Origin of the sequence: Pseudomonas tolaasii NCPPB 2192 (assembly GCF_002813445.1) — a bacterium.
Lineage (GTDB): Bacteria > Pseudomonadota > Gammaproteobacteria > Pseudomonadales > Pseudomonadaceae > Aquipseudomonas > Aquipseudomonas tolaasii.
The window spans coordinates 1,693,393-1,708,801 of the sequence record NZ_PHHD01000001.1 but is presented as its reverse complement, the minus strand read 5'-3'; the positions used below and the strand labels follow the sequence as shown (position 1 = coordinate 1,708,801).

The following is a 15,409-nucleotide window of genomic DNA, read 5'->3' as shown; positions in this document are numbered from 1 at the left end:
GTTGCCAGCCCCCTTACAACCCCGCCGCCGCCAGATTCGGCGCCACCCAATCACTCACCTGAAACGGCTTGCGAATCAGCTTCTCTTTGGACGCCAGGTCCACCGCATCCTGCAACTTGCCCAGGAATACCGGATCCAGGGTCGAGGGGAAAATCTCGCTGAGTTTCTCGTTTTTCAAATCATTGCCCAGGATCACCGGTGGGTAACTCGCCCGCCCCGACACCAGGTCGATGTAAGCCTGCTTGTTGTTGTCATTGGTGAGCCACTGCACGGCCTGTTGTTGAGCCTTGAGCAACTGGGTGATGACCTCGGGATGTTCGTCGACAAACTTGCCGCTGCCCACCAGCACCGCCTGAACACTGCCAGCGCCCCCCAGGTCCTTGGTGGTCAGCGGCAGTTCGGCCAGGCCCTTGGCTTGCAGCGCCGCCAGGTTCGCCCCGCCCCAGGTCGCGTCAATCTGCCTGGCGGCGAGTGCGGCGCCGGCCGCGTTGAAGTCAAGGTTGATGATTTTCAGGTCTTTCTCGCTCAAGCCCTGGCTGGCCAGAGCGCTGTCGAGCGACAACTGAGTGGCAGTGCCACGGAAGACCGCCACGCGCTTGCCCTTGAGGTCTTGCAAGGTCTTGATGCCGGAACCGGGCACTACGCCGAGGTACTGCTTGATGTCACGCGCGGTGGCACTGAGCAAGCGGGTGTCGAGGCCATTGGAGCGGCCGATGATCGCCGCCAGGTCGCCGAGATAAGCCAGGTCCACCTGGCCATTGGCGAAGGCTTCATTGATCACCGGGCCAGCACCCTTGAAGTAATTCCACTGAACCTTGATGCCCTGGTCGGCGAAGGCCTTTTCAAAGATTTGCTGTTCACGCAGCACGTCGGTAATGCCGCCACCGCTGTGCTGGCTGCCGGCACTGAGGTCGGGCACAGCGATGCGGATTTCCTTGAGGTCGGCGGCGTGCACCAGGCCCGCCAGCGCGGTGCCCGCGAACAGCGTGATCAGACGTTTGAAGGGCAGTTTCATAAGCGCAGCTCCTTGTGGGCGAGGGTCGCCTGGGGAGCCGAAAGTAGGCACAAACTGATCAAAACTTTAAATACTATAAATTCACAATTTAATAACTATTGGATCTATTAGCACTGAAACGCAGGCTGCAGGGGACTATGCATGAACAGCATCGAAAATATTCTCCGAATGCATTGGATGCGCGCAGGGCTGGGGCTTTAAATGATTTTTCTTATCCCTCAATCATCTTGATCAAGTCTTTGTAAGATCAAAATCACATAACGCCCTTGGCGACAACGGAGGTCCTCCATGGCCCGAACTTCATTGTTGAGCCTGCCTCTCGCGGCCCCGTCCAACGGCATCGCACCGCGCTGGCCGGCATTGAGCGAACGTGTATTGCCGTGGCTGTTACCGGTCGCGCTGTTCGGGCTGTGGTGGCTGGCCAGCCGCAATCACTGGATGAGCGAACAGATTCTGCCGCCGCCTTCCCTGGTCTGGAGTAGCGCGGTGGAATTGGCCGGTGGCGAGTTGTGGAGCCACTTGGCGATCAGCGTGCAGCGGTTGTGCTGGGGTTTGCTGGCGGGCATCGGCGCAGGGGCTGTGCTCGGCGCAGTGCTGGGTTTCAGCGCACGGGCCGAGCGCCTGATATTTCTGACGTTCAGCGCGTTGTCTCAGGTGCCGACCCTGGCCTGGATTCCGTTGTTCATGGTGTTTTTCGGCATTGGTGAAACCCTGAAGCTGGTGGTGCTGGTCAAGGCCATCGTGGTGCCCGTCACCCTGCATACGCTGGTGGGCGTGCGCGACGCCCAGCCCAACCTGCGTGAGGCCGCGCGCGTATTGCGCCTGCCCACGCACCTGTTGATCCGCCGTCTGATCCTGCCCGCTGCCCTGCCCGCCTTCATGGCCGGTGTGCGCCTGGCGCTCGCGGCCGGCTGGACCTCATTGCTGGCGGTGGAACTGCTGGCCTCCAGCGAAGGCATCGGCTACCTGATGGTGTGGGCGCGGCAGTTGTTCATGCTCGATATCGTGTTCGTGTGCATCGTGGTCATCGGCGTGCTGGGCGTGGTGATGGATCGCGGCATCGGCTGGCTGGACCGCCAGTGGGTGCACTGGCCACACCCGGCCACGGCGCAGATTCGCCGCGGGCCCCGCTATGAAGGCTGGCAGCGCCTGCAACCGTGGCTTTTGCCGCTGCTGTTACTGGCGCTGTGGCAGCTGGCGACCCATCAGGGTTGGGTGGACCCGAACATTCTCGTCAGCCCGTGGGCGGTGCTGCACACCACCGTCGCAGGCGTAGCCGATGGCAGCCTGTCCGGCGCGCTGGGCAAAAGCCTGGGACGCACGGTAGGCGGCCTGGTATTGGGCGGCAGCCTGGGGTTTGCCATGGGCTTGTGGCTGGGCCTGTCACGGCGTAGTGAACGCGTGCTGGGCCCGACACTCGCCGCGCTGCGCCAGATTGCGATCTTCGCCTGGGTGCCATTGCTCACCGCCTGGTTTGGCCTGGGTGAATTGGCCAAGTGGGTGTTCATCGCCCTGGCGGCGTTTTTTCCGCTGTTTATCGCCACCCAGCGCAGCGTGTTGAACCTGTCGCCGCAGCTGCGTGAAGCGGCGCAAGTGCTGCGCCTGAGCCTGTTCCAGCGCCTGCGTCGCCTGATCCTGCCGGGCGCCGCCGCCGGCATTTTCGCCGGCCTGCGCCTGAGCCTGATCTACGCCTGGCTCGGCACCATCGGCGCGGAATACTTCATGCCGTCCAACGGCGGCATCGGCAGCCTGATGATCGGCGCCCAACAGCTGCTGCGCATGGATTTGATCATGAGCGGCATGCTCCTGGTCGGCCTCACCGGCGCCACCCTCAACCTGATCGGCCAACGCATCGAAACCCGCGCCACCCGCTGGAGACACGCATGAACGCACCTATCGTCAGTTTCAACCATGTGGGCAAGAGCTTCGATGTCGACGGCTTCGAACTGGAAGCCATCCGCGAATTCAACCTGGAGATTGCCGAGGGTGAATTCGTCGCCATTGTCGGCTCCAGCGGGTGCGGCAAATCCACCTTGCTGCGCTTGCTGGTGGGGCTGGACACGCAGTTTCGCGGCGAGATTCAGGTGGACGGCAAGGCCGTCAGCGGCATCGGCGGCGAGCGCGGCATTGTGTTTCAGGAACACCGTTTGTTCCCTTGGCTGACCGTGGCGGAAAACATTGGCCTGGGCCTGGTCAACGAGCCACTGACACAAGCCGAACGCAGCCGGCGCATCAGCGACTTCATCGAGCTGGTGGGCCTCACCGATTTCACCCGCGCCTACCCCCATCAACTCTCCGGCGGCATGGCCCAGCGTGTGGCTATCGCCCGAGGGCTGGTGGCCAGCCCGCGCATCCTGTTACTGGATGAACCCTTCGGCGCCCTCGACGCCCTGACCCGCCAGCAAATGCAGGACGAGCTATTGGCGATTCGCACCCGCGCGAAAATCACCACCGTGCTGGTCACCCACGATGTGGAAGAGGCGATTTTCCTCGCCGACCGCGTGGTGGTGATGGAGCCAAGGCCCGGGCGGATCAAGCAGGTGGTGGACATCGCCCTGCCCCATCCGCGCCAGCGCAGCAGTTTTGAATTCCACCAACTGCGCGAAGAGCTGCTTCACGAATTGATCAGCGACGGCCACTACCAACCGCCCGCGCGCGAACAGATTCGCGACCTGCCCCTGGCGTTTATTGCCTGCTGACTGAGGAACATCTTGATGCCGCAACGTCCCAATTTCCTGGTGATTCTGGCCGATGACATGGGCTTCTCCGACCTCGGTGCGTTTGGTGGGGAAATCTCCACGCCGCACCTCGACGCCCTGGCGCTCAACGGCTTGCGCCTGACTGACTTCCACACCGCGCCCACTTGCTCGCCTACCCGTTCGATGCTGCTGACCGGCACCGACCACCATATCGCCGGTATCGGCACCATGGCTGAAGCGCTCACGCCGGAGTTGATCGGCAAACCCGGTTACGAGGGTTACCTCAACGACAGCGTCGTGGCCCTGCCGGAGTTGCTGCGCGAAGCCGGTTACCAGACCTTGATGAGCGGCAAGTGGCACCTGGGCCTGACCGCCGAGCTGGCGCCCCACGCACGGGGTTTCGAGCGTTCGTTCTCGCTGTTGCCCGGCGCGGCCAACCATTATGGTTTCGAACCAACCTACGACGACACCACGCCTGGCCTGCTCAAGTCCACGCCCGCGCTGTACATCGAAGACGACACATTCGTCGAGCAACTGCCCGAAGGTTTCTATTCCTCCGATGCCTTTGGCGACAAGCTGCTGCAGTACCTCAAGGAGCGCGATCAGGCGCGGCCTTTCTTCGCCTATCTGCCGTTTTCCGCGCCGCACTGGCCGCTGCAGGCGCCCGTCGAAATCGTCGACAAATACCGTGGCCGCTACGACGCCGGCCCCGAAGTGCTGCGCCTGGAGCGTCTGGCAAAACTCAAGGCATTGGGGCTGATCGATGCCGACGTGGAACCTCACCCGCTGATCGAGTTGAACACCCAATGGGCGGCCCTTACCGACGAACAACGCCAGGTCTCGGCGCGGGCCATGGAAGTGTATGCGGCGATGGTCGAGCGCATGGACTGGAACATTGGCCGGGTGGTGGAGTACCTGCGCCAGCAGGGGCAACTGGACAACACCTTTATCGTGTTCATGTCCGATAACGGTGCCGAAGGCGCGTTGCTGGAGGCGTTCCCCAAATTCGGCCCTGAACTGCTGACCTACCTTAACCAGCACTACGACAACCGCCTGGAGAACATCGGCCGCGCCAATTCCTACGTATGGTACGGCCCGTCGTGGGCTCAGGTGGCGACCGCGCCGTCGCGGCTGTTCAAGGCGTTTACCACCGAAGGCGGCATTCGCGTGCCGGCCCTGGTGCACTACCCGCAGCTGCCGCTCAAGGGCCGCGTCAGCCATGGGTTTGGCACGGTGATGGACATCACGCCGACCCTGCTGGACCTGGCCGGTGTGCGCCATCCCGGCAAGCAATGGCGGGGCAAGCCGGTGGCGCCGTTGCGTGGCAAGTCGTGGCTGGGCTTTCTATCCGGGGAAACCGCGCAGGTGCATGACGAACACACCGTTACCGGCTGGGAGCTGTTCGGCCGCCGCGCCATTCGCCAGGGCCAGTGGAAAGCCGTGTACATCCCCGGCCCCGTCGGCCCGGCGACCTGGCAGCTGTATGACCTGGGCCAGGACCCCGGCGAGATCCATGACCTGGCCGTGAGCCACCCGGACAAGCTCGCCACCCTGATCGGCCACTGGCAGCAATATGTGGAGGAAACCGGCGTGATCCTCAGCGCATCGCCGTTTCAGCCGGATTAAGCCCGGCGGTTGCGCGGGCCTGCGGCTCGCGGCGGTTGGCCCGCGCAAACGTCCCGAAATCATTGAAGCGAACACCCATTTCGGCCATCACCTTGTGCGCCACCCTGGCGGTCATCTGGCGGATATAGAACGGCTCTTTCACTACAAAATGATGGATGCCGTGGGTGCTGCCGAAGTTGAAGCAAAACGCCTGCAACGGCCACATCCACCACGGGTTGAGCACCTGGGTTTGCTGGATCACGTTGCCCGGTTCCACATCGCCGTAGTAATGCATGTTGGAGCTGACAAAGTGCAGGCAAAAGGTGCGCAGCACATTGGGGCCGATGATCACCACGGCGGCGATGTCGATGACCTGCATCACTTCCAAGGTGCTGGCCGACCAGGCGATGGGCGCACCCAGCAGGCTGGCGATGCCGTTCGCGGCGTGAAAGCCCAGAAACACATACCACGCGCCCCAGTGCAGTAACGCCAGGGGTGCGTACACCAACAGCGAGCGCTTGAGGATCTTGAGTTTGTGGCTCCAGGTTTTGGCGCGCAGCATGCGGATAAACGCCGACATCACGTTATCCCCCACCATCAGCAGCCGCGCAAAACCCCAGGGCTCGCCATTGGTGATGGCACGCTCTTCCATGTCGGTCTCGGTGCCGGAGACCTTGTGGTGGTTAAGGTGCAGGTGGCGGCGAATCCACGGGTTGATGGTACTGGGCCGCGCCAGCCACACCAGGCCCATCATCAGGTTATGGGGCACGCGCTGCTTGCGAAAATACATGCTGTGAATCAGGTCGTGTTCCAGCTCGTGGGTCAGCGAGGCAAAGAACGCGTTGAGCAGCAGGCACACCCACCAGGCCATGTGGCCGGTGATGTAGAGCGCGGCCGAGCCGAGCATGCCCAGCAGCGCAAACGCCAGGATGCCCGCGCCCAGCGCGTCCTGGTGCAGCAGCCAGGGGTGCCGCTGGCGCAGGCGCACGCCTTCGGCGAGTACCACTTCACGGATTTTTGCCGAACGCTGTTGTGCGTTCATCTGTTGGGGACTTGCAGAAGTACCGTCCATGCTTCCATCCTCTGACTTATCGATGCGCCCATCCTGCCCCATGCGATCGCGCAGGACGCTAGCCCCGGGCGCCAACCTGTTGACCGCAAGCGCCAATCGTCATGACCGAACCCACGTCCCTTGCCAGCTGGACCCGCGCCCTGCGCAAACAGCTCGATGCCCTGGGCCTCGACAGCACCGCGCTGTGCCTGCAAGCCGGGCTCGACCCGCAGCAGATGGACGACCCCAGCGCGCGCTACCCGCTGTCGGCGACCACGCGCCTGTGGCAACTGGCGGTGCAGGCCAGCGGCGACCCGGCCATTGGCTTGCGCGTGTCGCGGTTTGTCAGCCCCACCACCTTCCATGCGCTGGGTTACGCGCTGGTGGCCAGCGGCAGCTTGCGCGAGGTGTTCGAGCGCATCGTGCGTTACCACCGGGTGGTCAGCGACGCCCTGACCCTGGAGCTTAGCTGCGAAGGCGAGCGCTATCGGTTTCGCTTGCTGCAACCGCCTGGCAGCCCGGCCCCGGCATTCGAAGCCATCGATGCGTTTGCGGCGATCTACGTGCGCACCTGCCGCAACCGGCTGGGCCGGGAATACGCGCCGCTGGCGGTGCACCTGCGCAGACCGGAGCCGACAGATCCCAAGCCGTGGCACACGGTATTTCGCGCGCCGGTTTTTTTTGGCGCCGAAGAGGACCGCCTTGAGTTCGCCGCCCAGGATTTCGACAGCCATCTGGACGACGCCAACCCGGAGCTCGCCGAGCACAATGAAACCGTGCTCAAGCGCACCCTCGCCCAGCTGCAACCGCTGACCTGGGAGCGCAAGGTGCGCCGGGTGATCGAAGCGCAATTGCCGGATGGCGAGCCGAGCGCCGAACGGGTTGCCCAGGCGTTGCACCTGAGCCTGCGCAGCTTGCAGCGCCATCTGGCGGATGAAGGCTGCCGGTTTGATGCGCTGCTCAATGAATGCCGGGAAAACCTGGCGCTGCTGCACTTGCGGGACCCGCAATGCTCCCTGGCAGAGATCAGTCATTTATTGGGGTTTGCCGATACCAGCAGTTTCAACCGCGCGTTCAAGCGCTGGACGGGGCTGACGCCGGGGCAGTTTCGGGATGGGTTGCAGTAGGGAGATTTTTGGTGATTTTCAGGGGCTCATCGCATGCAAGCCAGCTCCCACAGTTGGAATGCGTGCCCCTGTGGGAGCGGGCTTGCCCGCGATGAGGCCCACTCAGGTGTGCGCCACCTCCCGAAGGCGCTGCACATCCAGCACTTCAATTTCGCCATAACCCAAACGCACCACGCCCTGCGCCTGCAGGTCTTTGAGCAACGCGTTGGTGGTCTGGCGCGACAGGCTGAGCATCGCCGCCAGGTCTTCCTGGGGCAGTTGCAGCACACGGCGGGCATGTTCGATGTCGCCATAGCCTTCAACGATCATCAACAAGCGGTGGGCCAGGCGCACTGGAGCGGGCATCAGGCTGAGCTGTTCCAGGCCGATAAAACTCAGGCGCAGTTTCTGGCTCATCAACAGCGCCAGGTTGCGCCAGTATTGCGGGGTTTCATCGAGAATCTTCAGCAGCGCCTGCTGCGGCACCTGCAGCAGTGTGCACGGCCCGACGGCGCAGGCGTCGTGGGTACGTGGCAAGCCGTCGAACAGGCAGATTTCGCCGAACCAGTAGGGTAATTCCACCAGGCTCAGAATGGCCTCTTTGCCCTGCTCGTTCACCGCGCTGATGCGCAGGGTACCGTCGAGCACCGCATACAAACCGCAAGGCGGGTCGCCGCGCTTGAACAGGTATTGCCCCGCCGCGAGCTGCCGCAGCCGGGCCTGGGCCAGCAGGCTATGCTGAAAAGGCTCGGGCAGGTGGCTGAACCAGTGACCGGTGGCCAGTCGCGAACGCCATTTCTCTGTGTCCATGAGCACTCCGAAGATTGTCGCCCAGCTGACAGTCAGGCAAAGGCTGACAGGGCATGATCAAACATCCTACAGGAGGAACAACAATGAAAAGCCTCGTCGACCACCTCAGCCAATACGCCGCCTACCACCGCGACCCGCGCAATATCGCCAGCCATTTTATCGGCATCCCGCTGATTGTCGTGGCTGTGGCCGTGCTGCTGTCGCGTCCCGAATGGGCAGTGGGCGGGTTGTGGATCTCTCCGGCGGTGATTGTCGCGCTGTTTGCCGCGTGGTTTTACCTGCGCCTGGAAGTGGCGCTCGGTGTGCTGATGACGGTGCTGATGGGCCTGTCGGTATGGGCCGGGCATGCCTTGGCCGCACAAAGCACACCGGTGTGGCTCGGCAGCGGGGTCGGGATGTTTGTGGTGGGCTGGGTGATTCAGTTTGTCGGGCACTACTACGAAGGCCGCAAGCCCGCCTTTGTGGATGACGTGTCGGGGCTGATCGTCGGGCCGTTGTTCGTGGTGGCGGAACTGGCGTTTCTGCTGGGGTTGCGCGGGGATTTGAAGCAGCAGATCGAGCAGCGGTCGGGGCCTGTAGAACGCCGCGACCTAAAGCCAGGCAACATCTAAATGTGGGAGCTGGCTTGCCTGCGATGCAAACACCTCGGTATGTCAGTCACACCACAGTGATGCCATCGCAGGCAAGCCAGCTCCCACACAAGCCTGGCTCACACAGAGGTATTGCGGTGTGCTCAGGCTTTTTGCCAGACCTTGGGTTTGAAGAACAAGGTTTCGCCACGGGCCAAACCGGTCAGGCTGTCGTGGTCTTTCACCACTTCGGCTTCGATCAGCTCGCTCTGCCCTTCCACTTTCAGCGTCACGCGGGTGGTCGCGCCCAAGGGGCGGATGTCGCGCACTTCAGCGGCGTGGTGGTCTTCCAGCTCGTGGCGCGACAACGACACTTCATGGGGGCGGAACAGCACGTGCTTGTCTTCACCCAAATGCAGGCGGTTGGAGTCGCCGAGGAAGTGGTACACAAAATCGCTGGCAGGGTTTTCGTAGACTTCACCCGGTGAGCCGATCTGCTCGATCACGCCCTTGTTCATCACCACGATACGGTCGGCGACTTCCATGGCCTCTTCCTGGTCGTGGGTCACGAACACGGAAGTCAGGTTGATGTCTTCGTGCAGGCGCGCCAGCCAGCGGCGCAATTCTTTACGTACCTTGGCGTCTAGGGCGCCAAACGGTTCGTCGAGCAACAGCACTTTCGGCTCCACCGCCAGGGCACGGGCCAGGGCGATACGCTGGCGCTGGCCGCCGGAGAGTTGTTCCGGGTAGCGATCCGACAGCCAGTCCAGCTGCACCATGTTCAGCAGCTCGTGCACTTTGCTGGCGATCTGGCTTTCGGTCGGGCGCTGGTTTTTCGGCTTCATGCGCAGGCCGAAGGCGACGTTATCGAACACCGTCATGTGGCGGAACAGCGCGTAGTGCTGGAACACAAACCCGACGTTGCGATCCCGCACGTCGTGGCCGGACACGTCTTCACCGTGGAACACAATGCTGCCGGCATCCGGGGTTTCAAGACCTGCGATGATGCGCAGCAAGGTGGTCTTGCCGCAGCCGGACGGGCCCAGCAACGCCACCAGCTCGCCACTCTGGATGTCCAGATTGATGCTGTTCAGGGCCTTGAAGGCGTTGAAATTCTTGCTGACATTACGGACTTCAATCGACATGACTTATTCCTCACCGGCGCTTTTGCGCAGGCGGTTGATACGGTTCTCGCTCCACTGCTTGAGCAGCAGGATGAAGAGCGCCAGGATCAGCAACAGGCTGGCCACCGCAAACGCGGCAACGTGGTTGTATTCGTTGTAGAGAATCTCGACGTGCAGCGGCAGGGTATTGGTCACGCCGCGAATGTGGCCGGACACCACCGACACCGCGCCGAACTCACCCATGGCCCGCGCGGTACACAGCACCACGCCGTAGATCAGACCCCATTTGATGTTCGGCACGGTCACATGCCAGAACATCTGCCAGCCATTGGCGCCGAGCAGGCGCGCGGCCTCTTCTTCCTGGGTGCCCTGTTCCTGCATCAGCGGGATCAGTTCACGGGCCACGAAGGGCACGGTGACGAAGATGGTCGCCAGCACGATGCCGGGCAAGGCGAACACGATCTGGATGTCATGGTCGGCAAGCCAGGGCCCGAAGAAGCCCTGGGCGCCGAACATCAGCACGTAGACCAAACCCGCGATCACTGGCGACACCGAGAACGGCAGGTCGATCAGCGTGACCAGGATGCTCTTGCCACGGAACGAGTATTTGCTCACGCACCACGCGGCGCTGACGCCGAACACCACGTTGAGGGGCACCGAAATCACCACGGCGATGACCGTGAGTTTCAGCGCCGACAGCGCGTCGGGTTCGAGGATCGCGGTGAAGAACGCGCCGAGGCCGTTCTTCAAGCCCTGGGACACCACGATAAACAGCGGCAGCAGCAGGAACAGGGCGAACACCAGCCAGCCGAGGCTGATCAGGATGCGGCGCGACACCGCGCTGCCACGGCGGGCAGCGTTGGCCGAGGACGCGGCGGAAATAGACGATTGGGACATGCTCCGCGCCTCCTTATGGGTGTTCGATGCGACGCTGCAGCAAGTTGATCAGCAGCAGCAAAACAAAGGAAACCACCAGCATCAGCACGCCGATGGACGTGGCGCCGTGGTAGTCGTATTGGTCGAGCTTGACCATGATCAGCAGCGGCAGGATCTCGGTTTTCATCGGCATGTTGCCGGCGATGAAAATCACCGAACCGTATTCACCCACACCGCGCGCGAAGGCCAGCGCGAAGCCGGTCAGCCAGGCAGGCAGCAAGGCGGGCACGAGGATGTAGCGGAACACCTGCAACGGCTTGGCGCCCAGGCAGGCGGCGGCTTCTTCGATTTCCCGCGGGATGTCGGCGAGTACCGGCTGCACCGTGCGCACCACGAACGGCAGCGTCACGAAGGTCAGCGCCAGCGTGATGCCCAGCGGGGTGTAGGCAATTTTGAAGCCCAGGTCGGTGGCAAACTGGCCCACCAGCCCGGTCGGGGTGTACAGCGCGGTGAGCGCGATACCGGCCACGGCAGTAGGCAGGGCGAACGGCAGGTCAATCATCGCATCGATGATCTTGCGGCCGGGGAAGGTGTAGCGCACCAGCACCCAGGCCAACAGTGTGCCGATCACGCCGTTGATGATGGCGGCGTACAGGGCGGTGCCGAAGCTCAGTTTCAACGCCGCCAGCACGCGAGGTGCAGAGATGATGTTCCAGAACTGATCCCAGGTAAGTTGAGCGGCGTGTACAAACATCGCCGCCAGGGGGATGAGTACGATCAGGCTGAGGTACACCACGGTGTAGCCCAGCGTCAGCCCGAAGCCGGGTATGACGGGGGAGATACGACGCGACATAAGAGTCCTTGGTTAGGGGAAAACCACTGAAGGCACACGCGCGCTGTGGGAGCCGGCCTTATGTGGGAGCTGGCTTGCCTGCGATGCAGACACCTCGGTATGTCAGTCACACCGGGGTGATGCTATCGCAGGCAAGCCAGCTCCCACACAAGCTCAGCTCCCAAAGAGAATCAGGCGCCTACAGGTATTTTGGTTTACTGCGCGGTGTAAATCTGGTCGAACACGCCGCCGTCGTTAAAGAATTTCGGTTGGGCAGTTTTCCAGCCGCCGAAGTCTTTGTCGATAGTCACCAGGTCCAGTTTCGGGAACTGCTGGGCGTATTTGGCGGCGACTTTTTCATCGCGTGGGCGGTAGAAGTTCTTCGCCGCAATCTCCTGGCCAGCCGGGCTGTACAGGTGTTTCAGGTATTCAGTGGCGATTTCGGTGTTGCCCTTTTTCTCGGCATTCTTGTCGACCACGGCAACCGGTGGCTCGGCGAGGATCGACAGGGAAGGCACGACGATGTCGAACTTGTCGGCGCCGCCGTCTTCCTTCAACGCCAGGAACGCTTCGTTTTCCCAAGCCAGCAACACGTCACCCTGACCGTTGTTGACGAAGGTGATGGTCGAACCGCGCGCGCCGGTATCCAGCACCGGTACGTGCTTGAACAGCTCTTTCACGTATTCCTGGGCCTTGGCTTCGCTGCCGCCGGCTTTCAGGCCGTAGGCCCAGGCGGCAAGGAAGTTCCAGCGCGCACCGCCGGAGGTTTTCGGGTTGGGGGTGATCACCGAAACGTCCTTCTTGATCAGGTCGCCCCAGTCCTTGATGCCTTTGGGGTTGCCCTTGCGCACCAGGAACACGATGGTCGAGGTGTACGGGGTGCTGGCGTCCGGCAGACGGGTTTGCCAGTTTTCCGGCAGGGTCTTGCCCAATTTGGCGATTTCGTCGATATCACCGGCCAGGGCCAGGGTGACCACGTCGGCGCGCAGACCGTCGATCACCGCACGGCCTTGCTTGCCCGAGCCGCCGTGGGATTGCTGGATCTTGACGTTGTCACCGGGGTGGGACTGTTTCCAGAAGTTGGTGAATTCAGCGTTGTAATCCTGGTACAGCTCACGGGTAGGGTCATACGAGACGTTGAGCAACTCGTAGTCCTTGGCAACGGCAGAACCGGCAAACACGGCACTGGCCAGTGCGGCCAGGGCGTAACGGCGAATCGACGACATAGAAGGCTCCTGAAATTCTGGGGTGTTGGCTTTTTCTTATAGTTGCGGGTCTAGCATGCGAATCGCCGTGGTTGCTTAAGCCGGTTTGTTGCCCGGGTTCTGCAAACGGAATTTTTCCTTGCGTTCAATCTGTACCACTTGGGCGTTATGCACCGTGATTTCCACCGCGCCAAACCGCAGATCGCGCAACGCGCTCTGGATCTCACGCAAAATGGCTGCTTCGTCCTGGCCGTCGACGCTACGTAGAGATGCGCTCATGGTCTCGCTCCTGAAATGAATAGTGCCTCGCAGTGGCGGCACTGCTTGCGGCGTGAGGGCGATAGTAGATAAGCGCGGATATTCTTAAAAATACTATTTAAGAATGTTTATATAACCAGAAAGAATTTTCTGACGGGGCGTGGGGTTGCGCGCGGATTTTGTGCCCGAGCACCGAAATAACGCCTTGAGAAGATCCAATTGTGGGAGCTGGCTCCCACATTTTTGGCCACATTTCAATTCTGGATTGGGGGGGCTCGGTTCCAATCGATTTCACTCGCCGGCACCGGCCGCCCAAACCAATACCCCTGCCCCATGTCGCACTCCTGCTCCAGCAGAAACCGCGCTTGCTCCATCTGCTCAATCCCCTCGGCGTGCACCTGCATGCCCATGCTTTTCGCCAGGGCGATCACCACGCGCACAATCGCCGCGTCGTCTTCATCCCATGGCAACCCGGCAACAAAGCCCTGGTCGATCTTGAGTTTCTGCACCGGCAAACGCTTAAGGCGCAGCAACGAGGAATAGCCGGTGCCGAAGTCGTCGATGGCCAGGCGCAGGCCCAGTTCGCGCAGGCGGTGCAACTGCTCAAGCGCGACCTCGGGGTCGTCCATCACGGCGCTTTCGGTGACTTCCAGCTCCAGAAACGCCGGATCCAGGCCCGTGACGTGCAACACCTGGGCAACCTGCTCGTACAGCTCACGCCGGGCAAACAGTCGGCTGGACACATTCACCGCGATAAAACTCAACGTCACACCGCCGGCCAGCCACTGGCACATCTGGCGACAGGCCTGGTCCATGACCCAGGCGTCAATCTCCGCGATCAACCCGGTGCGCTCGGCGATGGGGATAAATTCCCCCGGCGGCACCAGCCCACGCTCCGGGTGCTGCCAGCGCACCAGCGCTTCGAAGCCGATCAGGCGGCTGTCTTGCAGGTTGTGCACCGGCTGGTAATAGACGCGCAGCTCGTGCTGATCGAGGGCGCGGCGCAGCTCGCTGGCGATTTCCACGCGATGCTGGGCGTGGGCGGTCAGTTCTTCGGTGTACAGCGCGTAGCCCTCACGGCCAGCGCTTTTGGCCTTGAACAGCGCAGAATCGGCGTTGCGCAGCAATTGCTCGGCGCTCAAGGCATCACTGGGAAACAGGCTGATGCCGATGCTGGCGCTGATAAACAGCTGGTGGCCGTCAAAGATGAACGGCTGCTTCATCGCATCGAGCATGCGCTGGGCCAGGGCGGCGGCCTGCACCACCTGTGGACAACTTTCCGCCAGCACCGCGAACTCGTCGCCGCCCAGGCGCGCCAGGGTGACCCCGGGGCCGAACAGGCTTTTGAGGCGCTCGCCCACGGCCTTGAGCAACTGGTCGCCGACATTGTGGCCAAGGCTGTCGTTGATGATTTTGAAGTGGTCCAGGTCCAGTAACAGCAACGCGCAGCCGCGTTTATGCACCTGGGCCGACGCCAGCGCCTGCTCGGCACGGTCGGTAAACAGCAGGCGGTTGGGCAAATCGGTCAGCGGGTCGTGGTGGGCGAGGTGCGCCAGTTCGTGCTCGGAATCCTTGATGGCGCTGATGTCGGAAAACACCGCCACGTAATGGCTGACAGCGCCCTGGTCATCACGAATGACACGGATGGTTTGCCACTGTGGGTAAATCTCGCCGCTTTTGCGCCGGTTCCAGATTTCACCGCTCCATTCCCCGGTGCGCTCCAGGGTCTGGAACATCTGTTGATAGAAATTCGACGAATGGCGACCGGATTTGAACAGGTTCGGCCGCTCGCCCATGACGTCTTCGCGGCTGTAGCCCGTGATTGCCATGAACGCCCGGTTGACGTGCACGATCAGGCCTCGGGCGTCGGTGACCAGCACACCTTCGCGGGTGCAGTCGAACACGGCGGCAGCCTGTTGCAGGCGCTCGCGATTGGCCTTGAGGGGCTGCAGTTGCCGGTGGGTATGGGCAAAACGCAGGCAAATCAGGTAGATCGCCACGGTGCTGAGGGCGATCCACACGTAGCCGCGCACCTGCAGCCAGCGCTCTAACGCCTTCGGGTCATCGAGAAAGTTGATTAATAGAGGGTTGCTGAGCTGGAACCAGGCGATGGAAACCAGCAGGTATACCAGCCCCACACGCAGGGCACCTCGGTATGAAAACAGCATAGAGTCAGTAATCCTTACCCAAAAAACATAATCGCCCCACAAAGGCTGCGGATTATAGAATAAGAAACATCCAGTCACTCCTATCTGAAAG

The 15,409-nt window shown here is 62.0% G+C and carries 14 protein-coding genes; 5 read left to right on the top strand and 9 right to left on the bottom strand.

The window, feature by feature from the left end:
• Window positions 1–13: 13 nt before the first annotated feature.
• Window positions 14–1,015, bottom strand: a complete 1,002-nt coding sequence (locus ATI14_RS07850; protein ID WP_016970205.1) for an ABC transporter substrate-binding protein — start codon at window positions 1,013–1,015, stop codon at window positions 14–16.
• 288 nt (window positions 1,016–1,303) lie between these two features.
• On the opposite strand from ATI14_RS07850, the gene ATI14_RS07845 reads away from it, so the two are divergent.
• The 3 genes from ATI14_RS07845 to ATI14_RS07835 are packed head-to-tail and all read left to right on the top strand — an operon-like array spanning window position 1,304 to window position 5,340.
• Window positions 1,304–2,902 (top strand): ABC transporter permease, encoded by a 1,599-nt coding sequence (locus ATI14_RS07845; protein ID WP_080520573.1) that lies wholly within the window; start codon window positions 1,304–1,306, stop codon window positions 2,900–2,902.
• A complete protein-coding gene (locus tag ATI14_RS07840; protein ID WP_016969029.1) occupies window positions 2,899–3,714 on the top strand; it encodes an ABC transporter ATP-binding protein in 816 nt (271 codons plus the stop codon). Before ATI14_RS07845 ends, ATI14_RS07840 begins: the two co-directional genes overlap by 4 nt.
• 15 nt (window positions 3,715–3,729) lie before the next feature.
• Window positions 3,730–5,340: an arylsulfatase gene (locus ATI14_RS07835; protein WP_016969030.1), complete on the top strand. Its 1,611-nt coding sequence runs from the start codon at window positions 3,730–3,732 to the stop codon at window positions 5,338–5,340.
• On the opposite strand, the gene ATI14_RS07830 is transcribed toward ATI14_RS07835, so the two are convergent.
• Window positions 5,312–6,391, bottom strand: coding sequence for a fatty acid desaturase (locus ATI14_RS07830; protein ID WP_016969031.1), 1,080 nt, complete (start codon window positions 6,389–6,391; stop codon window positions 5,312–5,314). The two genes, ATI14_RS07835 and ATI14_RS07830, sit on opposite strands and share 29 nt — an antisense overlap.
• A 101-nt stretch (window positions 6,392–6,492) precedes the next feature.
• Here ATI14_RS07830 and ATI14_RS07825 point away from each other — a divergent pair, with 101 nt between their 5' ends.
• Entirely contained in the window at window positions 6,493–7,497 is a 1,005-nt protein-coding gene (locus tag ATI14_RS07825; RefSeq protein ID WP_080520574.1) for an AraC family transcriptional regulator, read from the top strand.
• Between the two features lie 102 nt (window positions 7,498–7,599).
• On the opposite strand, the gene ATI14_RS07820 is transcribed toward ATI14_RS07825, so the two are convergent.
• Window positions 7,600–8,286, bottom strand: a complete 687-nt coding sequence (locus tag ATI14_RS07820) for a Crp/Fnr family transcriptional regulator (RefSeq protein WP_016969033.1) — start codon at window positions 8,284–8,286, stop codon at window positions 7,600–7,602.
• Between the two features lie 83 nt (window positions 8,287–8,369).
• On the opposite strand from ATI14_RS07820, the gene ATI14_RS07815 reads away from it, so the two are divergent.
• Complete coding sequence (locus ATI14_RS07815) at window positions 8,370–8,897, top strand: Mpo1 family 2-hydroxy fatty acid dioxygenase (RefSeq protein ID WP_016969034.1); 528 nt, start codon at window positions 8,370–8,372, stop codon at window positions 8,895–8,897.
• A gap of 122 nt (window positions 8,898–9,019) precedes the next feature.
• Here the strand turns inward: ATI14_RS07815 and ATI14_RS07805 are convergent, their stop codons facing one another.
• From ATI14_RS07805 to dibA, 6 genes are all read right to left on the bottom strand, one after another.
• Window positions 9,020–10,000: a sulfate/molybdate ABC transporter ATP-binding protein gene (locus ATI14_RS07805; RefSeq protein WP_016969035.1), complete on the bottom strand. Its 981-nt coding sequence runs from the start codon at window positions 9,998–10,000 to the stop codon at window positions 9,020–9,022.
• Between the two features lie 3 nt (window positions 10,001–10,003).
• Window positions 10,004–10,876, bottom strand: coding sequence for a sulfate ABC transporter permease subunit CysW (cysW, locus tag ATI14_RS07800; protein ID WP_016969036.1), 873 nt, complete (start codon window positions 10,874–10,876; stop codon window positions 10,004–10,006).
• Between the two features lie 13 nt (window positions 10,877–10,889).
• Window positions 10,890–11,708: a sulfate ABC transporter permease subunit CysT gene (gene cysT, locus ATI14_RS07795; protein ID WP_016969037.1), complete on the bottom strand. Its 819-nt coding sequence runs from the start codon at window positions 11,706–11,708 to the stop codon at window positions 10,890–10,892.
• A 194-nt stretch (window positions 11,709–11,902) separates the two neighbouring features.
• Window positions 11,903–12,913, bottom strand: coding sequence for a sulfate ABC transporter substrate-binding protein (locus ATI14_RS07790; protein ID WP_016969038.1), 1,011 nt, complete (start codon window positions 12,911–12,913; stop codon window positions 11,903–11,905).
• A gap of 75 nt (window positions 12,914–12,988) precedes the next feature.
• Entirely contained in the window at window positions 12,989–13,171 is a 183-nt protein-coding gene (gene oscA, locus ATI14_RS07785) for a sulfur starvation response protein OscA (RefSeq protein ID WP_010565387.1), read from the bottom strand.
• A gap of 233 nt (window positions 13,172–13,404) precedes the next feature.
• Window positions 13,405–15,318 (bottom strand): phosphodiesterase DibA, encoded by a 1,914-nt coding sequence (gene dibA / locus ATI14_RS07780; protein ID WP_080520575.1) that lies wholly within the window; start codon window positions 15,316–15,318, stop codon window positions 13,405–13,407.
• Between the last annotated feature and the right edge of the window lie 91 nt (window positions 15,319–15,409).

Bases quoted from the DNA above. Each gene is read 5' to 3' on its own strand.
- ATI14_RS07850 (WP_016970205.1), bottom strand. From the start codon at position 1,015: ATGAAACTGCCCTTCAAACGTCTGATCACGCTGTTCGCGGGCACCGCG.
- ATI14_RS07830 (WP_016969031.1), bottom strand. From the start codon at position 6,391: ATGGACGGTACTTCTGCAAGTCCCCAACAGATGAACGCACAACAGCGT.
- ATI14_RS07835 (WP_016969030.1), top strand. From the start codon at position 3,730: ATGCCGCAACGTCCCAATTTCCTGGTGATTCTGGCCGATGACATGGGC.
- ATI14_RS07805 (WP_016969035.1), bottom strand. From the start codon at position 10,000: ATGTCGATTGAAGTCCGTAATGTCAGCAAGAATTTCAACGCCTTCAAG.
- ATI14_RS07840 (WP_016969029.1), top strand. From the start codon at position 2,899: ATGAACGCACCTATCGTCAGTTTCAACCATGTGGGCAAGAGCTTCGAT.
- cysW (WP_016969036.1), bottom strand. From the start codon at position 10,876: ATGTCCCAATCGTCTATTTCCGCCGCGTCCTCGGCCAACGCTGCCCGC.
- cysT (WP_016969037.1), bottom strand. From the start codon at position 11,708: ATGTCGCGTCGTATCTCCCCCGTCATACCCGGCTTCGGGCTGACGCTG.
- ATI14_RS07790 (WP_016969038.1), bottom strand. From the start codon at position 12,913: ATGTCGTCGATTCGCCGTTACGCCCTGGCCGCACTGGCCAGTGCCGTG.
- ATI14_RS07845 (WP_080520573.1), top strand. From the start codon at position 1,304: ATGGCCCGAACTTCATTGTTGAGCCTGCCTCTCGCGGCCCCGTCCAAC.
- ATI14_RS07820 (WP_016969033.1), bottom strand. From the start codon at position 8,286: ATGGACACAGAGAAATGGCGTTCGCGACTGGCCACCGGTCACTGGTTC.
- oscA (WP_010565387.1), bottom strand. From the start codon at position 13,171: ATGAGCGCATCTCTACGTAGCGTCGACGGCCAGGACGAAGCAGCCATT.
- ATI14_RS07825 (WP_080520574.1), top strand. From the start codon at position 6,493: ATGACCGAACCCACGTCCCTTGCCAGCTGGACCCGCGCCCTGCGCAAA.
- dibA (WP_080520575.1), bottom strand. From the start codon at position 15,318: ATGCTGTTTTCATACCGAGGTGCCCTGCGTGTGGGGCTGGTATACCTG.
- ATI14_RS07815 (WP_016969034.1), top strand. From the start codon at position 8,370: ATGAAAAGCCTCGTCGACCACCTCAGCCAATACGCCGCCTACCACCGC.